The sequence below is a fragment of the Methylibium sp. genome, from assembly GCF_013817365.1.
Lineage (GTDB): Bacteria > Pseudomonadota > Gammaproteobacteria > Burkholderiales > Burkholderiaceae_C > Methylibium.
Genome location: NZ_JACDCU010000090.1, coordinates 1 through 10,901, shown reverse-complemented (window position 1 = coordinate 10,901; position 10,901 = coordinate 1). Strand labels below are relative to the sequence as shown.

General features: G+C 68.3%; 11 protein-coding genes and 1 tRNA gene. 7 read left to right on the top strand and 5 right to left on the bottom strand.

Annotated features, from left to right (window positions below; all coding sequences use genetic code 11):
- Together H0W38_RS07860 and mutM are read right to left on the bottom strand one after the other, a co-directional pair.
- Window positions 1-1,589, bottom strand: a 1,589-nt coding sequence (locus H0W38_RS07860; protein ID WP_292452676.1) for a dynamin family protein, incomplete at its 3' end; no start/stop codon positions are given.
- Between the two features lie 240 nt (window positions 1,590-1,829).
- Window positions 1,830-2,669, bottom strand: coding sequence for a bifunctional DNA-formamidopyrimidine glycosylase/DNA-(apurinic or apyrimidinic site) lyase (mutM, locus tag H0W38_RS07855; RefSeq protein WP_292452675.1), 840 nt, complete (start codon window positions 2,667-2,669; stop codon window positions 1,830-1,832).
- 167 nt (window positions 2,670-2,836) lie between these two features.
- On the opposite strand from mutM, the gene H0W38_RS07850 reads away from it, so the two are divergent.
- From H0W38_RS07850 to pth, 7 genes are all read left to right on the top strand, one after another.
- A complete protein-coding gene (locus H0W38_RS07850; RefSeq protein ID WP_292452674.1) occupies window positions 2,837-4,543 on the top strand; it encodes a tetratricopeptide repeat protein in 1,707 nt (568 codons plus the stop codon).
- 41 nt (window positions 4,544-4,584) lie between these two features.
- On the top strand, window positions 4,585-5,073 hold the full coding sequence (locus H0W38_RS07845; protein WP_292452672.1) for an outer membrane lipoprotein LolB: 489 nt from the start codon (window positions 4,585-4,587) through the stop codon (window positions 5,071-5,073).
- 79 nt (window positions 5,074-5,152) lie between these two features.
- A complete protein-coding gene (gene ispE / locus H0W38_RS07840) occupies window positions 5,153-6,040 on the top strand; it encodes a 4-(cytidine 5'-diphospho)-2-C-methyl-D-erythritol kinase (RefSeq protein ID WP_292452679.1) in 888 nt (295 codons plus the stop codon).
- 52 nt (window positions 6,041-6,092) lie between these two features.
- A tRNA-Gln gene (locus H0W38_RS07835) sits at window positions 6,093-6,169 on the top strand.
- 71 nt (window positions 6,170-6,240) lie between these two features.
- A complete protein-coding gene (locus tag H0W38_RS07830) occupies window positions 6,241-7,209 on the top strand; it encodes a ribose-phosphate pyrophosphokinase (RefSeq protein ID WP_292449283.1) in 969 nt (322 codons plus the stop codon).
- Window positions 7,210-7,292: 83 nt separating this feature from the next.
- Window positions 7,293-7,937: a 50S ribosomal protein L25/general stress protein Ctc gene (locus tag H0W38_RS07825; RefSeq protein WP_292452671.1), complete on the top strand. Its 645-nt coding sequence runs from the start codon at window positions 7,293-7,295 to the stop codon at window positions 7,935-7,937.
- Between the two features lie 112 nt (window positions 7,938-8,049).
- Entirely contained in the window at window positions 8,050-8,730 is a 681-nt protein-coding gene (pth, locus tag H0W38_RS07820) for an aminoacyl-tRNA hydrolase (RefSeq protein WP_292452670.1), read from the top strand.
- A gap of 28 nt (window positions 8,731-8,758) precedes the next feature.
- Here the strand turns inward: pth and H0W38_RS07815 are convergent, their stop codons facing one another.
- The 3 genes from H0W38_RS07815 to rsmD all read right to left on the bottom strand — a co-directional run bounded on the left by H0W38_RS07815 (window position 8,759) and on the right by rsmD (window position 10,279).
- A complete protein-coding gene (locus H0W38_RS07815; RefSeq protein ID WP_292452669.1) occupies window positions 8,759-9,052 on the bottom strand; it encodes a YfhL family 4Fe-4S dicluster ferredoxin in 294 nt (97 codons plus the stop codon).
- 92 nt (window positions 9,053-9,144) lie between these two features.
- Window positions 9,145-9,660, bottom strand: a complete 516-nt coding sequence (gene coaD, locus H0W38_RS07810) for a pantetheine-phosphate adenylyltransferase (protein ID WP_292452667.1) — start codon at window positions 9,658-9,660, stop codon at window positions 9,145-9,147.
- A gap of 34 nt (window positions 9,661-9,694) precedes the next feature.
- Window positions 9,695-10,279 (bottom strand): 16S rRNA (guanine(966)-N(2))-methyltransferase RsmD, encoded by a 585-nt coding sequence (gene rsmD / locus H0W38_RS07805; RefSeq protein WP_292452677.1) that lies wholly within the window; start codon window positions 10,277-10,279, stop codon window positions 9,695-9,697.
- Window positions 10,280-10,901 lie beyond the last annotated feature (622 nt).

The following is a 10,901-nucleotide window of genomic DNA, read 5'->3' as shown; positions in this document are numbered from 1 at the left end:
CCGAGGTACTGCACGTAATTGCGCTCGATCAGTTCGAGGTCGTGCCCGAAGCGAGACAGATCGACCGCCGGTGCGCTCATCAGGCTGAAGCCGAATTCGGTGTTGAGCTGCCCGAACGAGGCTTCCAGCATGGCGTGGATTTCGGTACCGCGATCCTGCGCGCGGGCCAGGCGCTCGCGCAGCCGGCTGCACAGCAGCAGGAAGGCCTTTCGGGCGCCGAGCTGCAGGAGCGAACTGCGGATCGCCTGCTGCATCTCGTCGATGTGCTCGCGCAGGCGGTCGCTGGCGAGGTCGAGCAGGGCGTCCTTGAGCATGCGGCCGTGCACCGCGCGCATTGCCTGCAGCCGGGCGGTGCACTGGTCGAACTCGGCCACCTCGCCGTCCACCCGCTTGAGCATCAGCTTGACTTTGGAGGCGCTCTTGCCGCGCAGACCCCGCAGTTCGAGCAACTGCTCGGCGAGCTGACGGCGCCGGTCCGTGAGGCGGCGCTGCACCTGCACTTCCACCTGGGCGATCGTGTTCACGCCGGTTTGCGCCAGCAGCTCGCGGCGCTGCGGCAGCAGGCGCCGGCTCAGCGCGTCTTCGAGCGCCGGCAGGCGACTGGCGATCAGGGCCGCCTCGTCGCCGGCCACGCGTGCGGTCAGCGCCTGCTTGGCCGAAAGCGGGAAGACGCGTTCGCGCGGCAGCTTCAGGGTGTGCGCCGCGTCGTCGCACTGGCGCTGGATCTGTTCGTCGGTGTGCGCCTGCGAATGCAGGGTATCGGCGAGCGTGTCGATCTTGTTGAGCACGACGTAGCGGCTCACGCCCTCGGCGCTGAGGTGGTCGCGCCAGATCGCCAGGTCGGACTTCGTCACGCCGGTGTCGGCGCCCAGGACGAACACGGTCGCGTGGGCGGTCGGCAGCAGGCCGACGGTGAGCTCGGGCTCGGCGCCGATGGCATTGAGGCCCGGCGTGTCGAGCACGACCAAGCCGCGCTTGAGCAGCGGATGCGGCAGGTTGATCAGCGCATGTCGCCATGCCGGCACCTCGACCTCGCCCTGGGCATCGAGCGGCGGGTTGTCACCCGGCTGGGCGTCGTCCCAGAAGCCGAGATCGCGGGCGGTCTCGACGCTGACCCGGCGGGTCTGCATCACCTGCGTCAGCGCCTGAGCCAGACCTTCGGTGTCGTCGATGTCGAGCGGCGTGAGCTGCCAGGCGCGCGGCTGGCGGCGCAGTTCGGCGAGCGAGGTGCTTTGCAGCCGGCTCTCGATGGGCAGCAGCGCCAGCGCGGCCGGCTCGCCGGCTTCGTACCCGAGCTCGACCGGGCACATCGTCGTGCGCCCCGGCGTGGCCGGCATGATGCGCCGGCCGGTATCGGCGAAGAAGATGGCGTTGATCAGCTCCGATTTGCCGCGCGAGAACTCGGCCACGAAGGCCACCACCAGCTTCTCGCCGGACAGGCGCTGGCGCAGCGATTCGAGCAGGTCGGCGGCCGGCTCATCGAGCAACTCGTGTTCGCGCAAGAAGCGCGCGAGCCCGCGCACACGCGATTCGAGGGCACTGCGCCAGTCGCCATGGGCATCGACGCTATGGGCAAACGAAACGGACATGCGGTGTTGCGACGGAGCCGCGCGAAAGGGGAAGAATCATGGTAGCGCAAGGGTCACGGCGCACAGGCCCGCTCAGCAGCCCGCAAGGCCTGCGGCGCGATGAAGCCGGGTGCAGTCGTGATCAACGCCGCGTAATCTTGCACCGTGAGGCGGTGCTGGCGCGCGCCGGTGCACGGGCGCGGGTGCGGCCGGTGCGCGACGGTGGAGACGCGCGCATGCAGCCGGTGCGCGATCTGTCGCCTACCGGCGCTGGCATTGCGGGCAGAAGTAAGTCGAGCGTTGTGCCTGCACGATGCGGCGCACCAGCGTGCCGCAGTGCTTGCATGGCAGGCCTTCTCGTCCGTAGACGCCGGCTTCGAGCTGAAAAGCGCCGCTCGCGCCGTGCGTATCCCGAAAATCGCGCAGGGTCGAGCCGCCGGCCTGCACCGCGCGGGCCAGCGCGCCGGTGATTGCCGTGGCCAGCCGCTCGCAGCGCGCCGCGCCGAGCCGCGAGCTGCGCGTGCGGGGGTCGATCCCCGCCAGGAACAGCGCCTCGGACGCATAGATGTTGCCGACGCCGACGACGATGTCGCCGGCCAGCAGCGCGGTCTTGATCGCGACCTTGCGCCCGCGCAGCCGCTCGTGCAACAGCGCCCCGGTGAAGCCGGTCTCGAACGGCTCGACGCCCAGGCGGGCCAGCAGCTTCCCGGCGGCCCCTTCGTCGACGGCGGATGACCACACCACCGCACCGAAACGGCGGGGATCGGTCAGGCGCAGGAGGCCACGGTCGGTGGCGAGATCGAAGTGGTCCCAGGGGCCGGGCGGCGCATGCTGTGCCGAGAAGTTAAGCGAACCCGACATGCCCAGGTGCATCAGCAAGCCGCCGGCGCCCGAGTTCAGGGCGCCCGGCGCGTCGAGGGCGAACCAAAGGTACTTGCCGCGCCGCGTGAGTTCGTGCACCCGGTGCCCCACCAGCGATTCCGGTGCGCAGCCCAGAGGCCAGCGCAGCGGTTTGCCGATGCGCACCGCCGCGATCTGCGCCCCGCGAAGCCGTTCGACCAGGCTCAGGCGGGTGACTTCCACCTCGGGCAACTCGGGCATTCAAGGATTATCGGGGCGTGCCTAGAATGGTTTTGCTTCCGGAGTCGCCGATGTTTTGTTTCCGTCACGCTGTGTCGGCCCTCGCGGCCTGCAGCACCCTGGCCGTAGCTGTCCCCGCTCAGGCCCAGACTCCGCCCGCGCCGGCCTCGGCACCCGCCTCTGCCCCAGTGCGCAACTCGAACCTCGATGCGCCGCTCTTTTATCAGTTGCTGATCGGCGAGATCGAGTTGCGCGAAGGCGATGCCGGCACCGGCTATCAGGTGCTGCTCGATGCCGCTCGCAAGACCCGCGACGAGCGACTGTTCCAGCGCGCCACCGACATCGCACTGCAGGCCAAGGCCGGCGAGCAGGCTTTGGTGGCGGCGCGCGCGTGGCGGCAGGCTGCGCCCGCTTCGCTCGAGGCACACCGCTACGAAGTGCAGCTTCTGATCGCACTCAATCGCAGCGCCGAGGCGGTGGAGCCGCTGCGTTCCACTTTGGCGCTGGTGCCCGTCACCGAGCGTGCCGGTGCGATCGCCTCTCTGCCGGCCTATTTCGCGCGTGCCACCGATCGGAAGGCGGCAAGCGCGGCGCTCGAACAGGTGTTGCTGCCCTATGCCGAAGGCCGCCTGGCCGGCGAGGCGCCCGAGACGGCCGGCGTCGCCTGGGCTGCGCTCGGCCGCAGCCGGCTCGCAGCCGGCGAGCCCGCGCTCGCGCTCGATGCCGGGCGCCGCGCGCAAGCGATTGCGCCCAACGCGGAGAGCGTCGCGCTGCTTGGCATCGAGTTGATGCGCAGCGAGCCGGCCGGCGAGGAACTGGTCAAGAACTTTCTGGCCGCCGACCCGCCGGCAGCGGACGTGCCGCGCAGTGCAGTGCGGCTTGTCTATGCGCGTGCGCTCGCCATCGGGCACCGTTACGCCGAGGCGGTTCCTCAACTCGAGGCGGTGACGCGCGACGCGCCGCAATTCGTCGATGCCTGGTTGACGCTCGGCGCCTTGCAGCTCGAACTCAAGCAACCCGCGCGGGCGGAAAGCGCCTTGACCGAATACCTTGCGAGGGCCGAAGCGGCTGAAGCCGCCGCGGGGCCGGCGGTCCCGCAGGCGATCGACGAGGATGCAGCGACCCCGGCGCAGCGACGCATGCAGGCCTATTTGCTGCTGGCCCAGGCGGCCGAGCAGCGCCGCGATTTCCAGGCAGCCGAGGGCTGGCTCGCCAAGGTCGACAGCTCTCAAGCCTTGCCGGTGCAGGTGCGGCGCGCCTCGTTGCTCGCGCAGCAGGGCCGGCTCGAGGAAGGGCGCGCGCTGATCCGCGATCTGCCCGAGCGCACGCCGGAGGAGGCCCGTTCCAAGCTGCTTGCCGAGGCGCACCTGCTGCGCGACCAGAAGCAGTGGTCCGAGGCCAACCGCGTGCTCGCCAATGCCAACGACCTCTACCGCGACGACACCGATCTGCTCTACGAGCAGGCCATGATGGCCGAGAAGCTCGACCGCATGGACGAGATGGAGCAGTTGCTGCGCCGCGTGATGGCGCTCAAGCCCGAGCAGTCCGCGGCCTACAACGCACTCGGCTATTCGCTGGCCGATCGCCGCATGCGGCTGCCGGAGGCGCGGGAGCTGATCGTCAAGGCCATGGAGCTGACGCCGAACGATCCTTTTCTGATCGACAGCATGGGCTGGGTCGAGTACCGCATGGGCAACCTGGAGGAGTCGCTGGAGTGGCTGCGTCAGGCTTATCGGGCTCGGCCCGACACCGAGATCGCGGCGCACCTCGGCGAAGTGCTGTGGATGAGCGGCCGCCGAGACGAGGCGCGCAGCGTGTGGGGCGCGGCGCATTCACGCGACGCTGCCAACGATGTGCTGAAGGAAACGCTGGCGCGGCTGAAGGTCGACCTGTGACCCTATCGGGCCGGCTGGCGGCGGGCGCCGTTGTTGCCGCGTTGCTGGCAGGCTGCGCGAGCCTTGCGCCACTGGCTGGCGAGGGCGAGGCGCTGTCCGGGCGCTTGTCGGTCAGGGTCGAGGGGGATGCGCAGCGGTCGTTCAATGCGGCGTTCGAGTTGGCCGGCTCGCCGGAGCGGGGCAGCCTTGCATTGATCACGCCGCTCGGTACCCAGGTTGCGCGGGCGGACTGGTCGGCAGGGCAGGTCCGGCTTCGTTCCCGGGAGGGCGAGCGTGTTTATCCGGATCTCGACAGCCTTTCCGAAGAGGCGCTCGGCGAACGCGTGCCGCTCGCCGCCCTGTTCGACTGGCTGCGCGGGCGTCCCTGGCCGGGCGCGGCCAACGTCGCAAGCGACCGCGGCTTTGCCCAGCTCGGCTGGGAGGTCGATCTGTCGCGGTACGAGGAAGGCTGGGTGCTCGCCGAGCGCAGCACGCCGCCGGTCGTCGAGGTGCGCGCGCGGCTCGACATGCCCCGCTCGATGGCGCCATGAATTGCTCGTCGACTTGCCTCGACGCGGTCTTCGGATCGTCGGCATGCCGCCCTGCGGCGCCGGGCGGGGCGGCATGGGCCTGAAAGCGATCTATGACGTTCCGGCGCCTGCCAAGCTGAACCTGTTCCTGCACGTGGTCGGCCGGCGCAACGACGGCTACCACCTGCTGCAATCGGTGTTCGCGCTGATCGATTGGTGCGACACGCTGCACTTCGAACGCCGCGACGATGACCGGCTGAGCCGCCACGACCTGGGCGCGGCGCTGCCGCAAGACGACCTGTGCCTGCGCGCGGCGCGGCTGCTGAAAAGCGAGAGCGGCACGGCGGCCGGCGTCGACATCTCCATCGAAAAGCAGGTGCCGTGGGGTGCAGGCCTGGGCGGCGGCAGTTCCGACGCCGCCACGACGCTCATCGCGCTCAATCGCCTGTGGAACCTGAACTGGCCTCGCGAGCGGCTGTTGTCCCTGGGCTTGAGCCTCGGCGCTGACGTGCCCTTCTTCATCGGTGGTAACAACGCGTGGGTCGAAGGCGTGGGCGAGAAGCTCACACCCATCGAACTGGCGCCGCGCTCTTGGGCGGTGGTCAAGCCGGAGGCGACCGTGAGCACTGCCGCGATCTTCGCCAGCCCCCAGTTGGCCCGCAACACCGCCGCTGCTACACTCTCGGACTTCGCTGCAGACCCACTCGGGTTTGGCCGCAACGACCTGCAGGAGAGCGCAAAAGCTCATTGCAGCGAGGTCGGCGAGGCCCTGGCGCTGCTGCGGGGCCTCTTCGGTGCAAGCCGAATGTCGGGCTCGGGCAGCGCGGTGTTTGCAGATGCCGGCAGCGGCGACGCGCCGAGCGTGGAAACGATAGAAGCAAAGGCGACTGCGCCGGTGGGATTGAAAGCGTTAACGCTTCCTCCATCGTGGGTGGGGCGCCTTTGTCGCGGTCTGGCCCGCCATCCGCTGGTGGATTGGTCCGACTGAAATGAAAGTGTTTTCGGGGGTGGCCTCGGTGCAAGCCGGCCGCGTCCTGTGTAGGGGAGTCGCCAAGTTGGTCAAGGCATCGGATTTTGATTCCGACATGCGAGGGTTCGAGTCCTTCCTCCCCTGCCAAACCGAAGCGAAGCGCGGCGCCCGATGCGGGCGCCGCGTCGTTTAGACCGATCGAGCGCGGTGCAGCCACGATGCTTACCAACAACACCGTTCTGTTCACCGGCAACGCCAACCCGGCGCTCGCCGAGGAGATCGCCAGTGCCCTGGGCATCGAGCTCGGGCGCGCCGCGGTCGGCCGTTTCTCCGACGGCGAGGTCAAGGTCGAGATCGAGCAGAACGTTCGGGCGCGCGACATCTTCGTCGTGCAGCCGACCTGCGCGCCGCAGACCAACGAGCACCTGATGGAGCTGTTCATCATGGTCGATGCGCTCAAGCGTGCTTCGGCCGGGCGCATCACGGCGGTCATTCCCTATTTCGGCTATGCGCGCCAGGATCGCCGCCCGCGTTCTACGCGCGTGCCCATCTCGGCCAAGGTGGTGGCCAACATGCTCGAGGCGGTGGGCGTGAACCGCGTGCTCACCATGGACCTGCATGCCGACCAGATCCAGGGCTTCTTCGACATCCCGGTCGACAACATCTATGCCTCGCCGGTGCTGCTGGCCGATCTGAAGACCAAGCGCTATCACGACCTGATCGTGGTCTCGCCCGACGTCGGCGGCGTGGTGCGCGCCCGGGCGCTGGCCAAGCAACTCGATTGCGACCTGGCCATCATCGACAAGCGCCGCCCCACTGCCAATGTGTCCGAGGTCATGCACGTCATCGGCGACATCGAGAACCGCAACTGCGTGATCATGGACGACATGATCGACACCGCCAGCACGCTGGTGAAGGCGGCGGAAGAGCTCAAGCAGCGCGGCGCGAAGAGCGTGTTCGCCTACTGCACCCATCCCGTTTTTTCCGGTCCGGCGATCGAGCGCCTCAAGAATTCGCAGCTCGACGAGGTGGTGGTCACCAACACCATCCCGCTCAATGCCGCGGGCAAGGCGACCCCCAAGATCCGCCAGCTTTCCGTGGCGTTCCTGTTCGCCGAGACCATTCGCCGCATCTCGGACGGCGAATCGGTCACCTCGCTTTTTTCGGAGCAGAACAACAACTTCTGAGCCGGTTCATGCCTGCAGGCCTTCGGCCTGCGGGTTCACACGAGGCACCTGGTCGCGGGTGCCTTCCTTTCGGGAGAAACGCAATGAAATTCGTCGCTTATCCGCGCGAACTGCAGGGGACCGGAGCGAGCCGCCGCCTGCGCAACACCGGCAAGGTGCCGGGCATCGTTTACGGTGCGGGCGCGCCGGCCATGGTCGAGCTCGACCACAACGCGCTCTTTCACGCGCTCAAGAAAGAGGCCTTCCACTCGTCGATCCTCGACATGGATCTGTCCGGCGCCAGCCAGCAGGTGCTGCTGCGCGACGTGCAGATGCATCCCTTCAAGCAGATCGTGCTGCACGTCGACTTCCAGCGCGTCGATGCCACCACGCGTGTCAGCAAGAAGGTGCCCTTGCACTTCATCAACGAGGACACCGCGCCGGCCGTCAAGCTCGATGGTTGCCTGATCTCGCACGTGGTCAACGAACTCGAGGTCGAGTGCCTGGCTTCGCAGCTGCCCGAGTTCATCACCATCGACGTGGGCGAGATGACCAAGGGCCAGTCGCTGCACGTGGACGACCTCAAGCTGCCCAAGGGCATCAAGGTCGTGCTGCGCGGCAAGAAGAACCCAGCTGTCGTCAGCGTGATCCAGCAGGCCGAGGAAGCGGAGCCGGAAGTCGTTGCCGCGCCGGTGGTCAAGGCGCCTGCGACCAAGGCCAAGAAGGAAGAAAAGCAGAACAAGAAGTAAGCGCCCGGCTTTGCCGGTGCCCCTGCGGCCCCGCTTCGGCGGGGCTTTTTTTCGTCCGCTCGGCCATGCGTTGCGTGTGGCGACATCGACGGTGCTCGCGATAATCGCGCCCATGATTCGATTGATGGTGGGATTGGGCAACCCCGGACCCGAGTACGAAGCGACGCGCCACAACGCCGGTTTCTGGTGGCTGGAGGCGGTGGCGCGTGCGCTCAAGGCCACGCTGCATGCCGAACGCGGCTACCACGGCAAGCTGGCGCGGGTAAACACGCCGAGCGGCGCTCTGTGGCTGCTGGAGCCGCAGACCTTCATGAACCTGTCGGGCAAATCGGTGGCGGCGCTGGCGCGTTTCTACAAGATCGCACCCGACGAGATCCTGGTCGCGCACGACGAGCTGGATCTGCCGCCCGGCGAGATGAAACTCAAGCAGGGTGGCGGCCACGCCGGCCACAACGGCCTGCGCGATATCCATGCGCAACTCGGCGCCACCGACTACTGGCGGCTGCGCCTGGGCATCGGCCATCCCGGCGTGAAGGCCGAGGTCGTGAACTACGTGCTCGGCAAACCCGCCGCCGAACACCGCGAAGCGATTGCCGCTGCCATTGACCGGTCACTGGGTGCGCTCGACGCGCTGGTCACCGGCGACACGGCGCGAGCCACGATGCAGCTGCACACCACGAAACCGCCGCGTCCCAAGCCCCCGCGCCTTGCTGCGGCAACGCCGCAAAGCCCGGCGGCGAGCCGCGATACCGATCTCCCGCTCACCGGGCCGGCTGCGAAAGACGCGATGTGATTTTTCGGCGCCGCCGAAGCGCTGCGACTCAGGGCGAACGTGGTGCAGGCGCTGCGGCCCCGGCGGTTTCTTCCGGCTGCCCGACAAGAAAGCGGAACTTGGCCCACAGCTGCGGCTTGCTCTCGACGTGGGCCGGATTCACCGGAATGCACGCCACGGGGCAGACCTGCACGCACTGCGGCTCGTCGAAGTGGCCGACGCATTCGGTGCACTTGCCGGGATCGATCACGTAGATCTCGGGCCCGAGCGAAATCGCCTGGTTGGGGCACTCCGGTTCGCACACATCGCAGTTGATGCATTCGTCCGTGATCATGAGTGCCATGGGCCCTCCTGCTCAGTGCCGAACACGCCCGGACGCAGGCCAGCACCCTGCGCTGTGCTGCGCGGTTGTGCGTGTTGTTTCGATGGCCGAACTCATGCCGGATTCAAGCGCCCCGATTGACTGACCCGCTCCCGCAGGCGAGCAAGTACCGAGGGTGCCACGAACTTGGAGACATCGCCGCCAAGGGTGGCAATCTCGCGCACGAAGGTGCCGCTGATGAACTGGTGCTGGTCGCTGGGGGTGAGGAACACGGTTTCCACATCGGGCATCAGCTGGCGGTTCATGCCGGCCATCTGGAACTCGTATTCGAAGTCGCTGACCGCCCGCAAGCCGCGCACCACCACCTTGCCGCCATGCTCGACGACAAAGTCGCGCAGCAGCCCACGAAACGCGATCACCTCCACGGTCGGGCAATCGGCTGCGAGCTCCTGCGCCATCTCCAGCCGTTCGGCGATGGTGAACATGGTGCGTTTGTGATGGCCGGCCGCCACCGCCACGATCAGGCGTTCGAACAGGCGGCTGGCGCGGCGCATCAGGTCTTCGTGGCCCAGCGTGAAGGGATCGAAGGTGCCGGGATAGACGGCGGTGATGGCGGTGCTGGAAGTCACGGCGCGGTTCCTGCGGCAATGCGGAGAGGGCAGTTTATGCGCCGCCGTCTGCGCAGCTGGTGGGCCGCAGCAGATGCGCATGCACCCGGCCCGCACGGGTGTGTCGGTGCAGGGCGAGGCCATGCGGTGCCAGAGCGGCCGCGTCGAAGGCTTGGTCGGCCTCCAGATAGAGCCAGCCTTCGGCCGCCAGCACGCGCCGGCCGGCGGTCAGGGCGGTTTCCCACAGGGCGGACTCGAAAGGCGGATCGATCAGCACCAGATCGAAGAGTGCGCCGCTGTGCCGCGCCATCCAGGCGATGGCGTCAACCGCCTCGATACGCACTTGCGCGGCACCGAGCCGCTGCTGCACCGCGCGCAGGCTCGCCGCAAGTTTCGCATCGCGCTCGAGCAGCAGCACTTGCGCCGCGCCTCGCGAGGCCGCCTCGAAGCCGAGGGCGCCGCTGCCGGCAAAGGCGTCCAGACAGTGCCAGCCGCCGAGATCGTGGCCGAGCCAGTTGAACAGCGTCTCGCGCACGCGGTCTGGCGTGGGCCGCAGGCCGGCATGACGAAGCACCGGCAGCTTGCTGCGCTTCCACCGGCCGCCGATCAGGCGCACCTCGCCGGGGGCCGAAGCGGGCAGGCGGTCCGGGGTGGGCGGTGGAAGGCGGCGCGAGGAGGCGGTGTGCACTGTGCCGATTCTAGGCAGCGGCCCGAGCGCCGATGGCCCACGCCGTCATGCCGTCGTGCCGCTGTGCCGTAGTGCCATAGTGCCGTAGTTGCATTGCGGCGCTCGGCGGTCTTTACCGCGACGTTGCCGTCGCACGCGGATCGCCCGGCAGGTAGTGGCCCGTGACCTGCTGCCAAGCCGACGAAGTGCGCTGCCCCGGCCACCCGTCGGTCTTCAGGAAGATGCCCGAAAAGCCGTTGAGCCATCGCTGCGGGCGCGCGCCTGCGCCAGCGTCGCGGCCGAGGTCGGCTTCTGCTTCGCATAGCGCACCACCCTCGGCGCATCGTTCGGCGCGGGCGGCGGCTGGTCGGCGATGACCGCGTGGCCGAGTTCGACCAGCCGGCGAAGCAGCGTGGCGGCTCCGCACTGCGCCGAGCGGGCACTGTGCGACCAGCGGCCATCCGCGACATACTTGCCCGAGCTGTAATGCGTCGAAAAGCCCCACAGCTAGGGCGAACGCACTTCGGGGTGGTGAAGCCGGTAGCCCAAGCCGTTGTAGCGCTCGAGCTCGTAGAGCAGTCTCGCCAGACCCCAG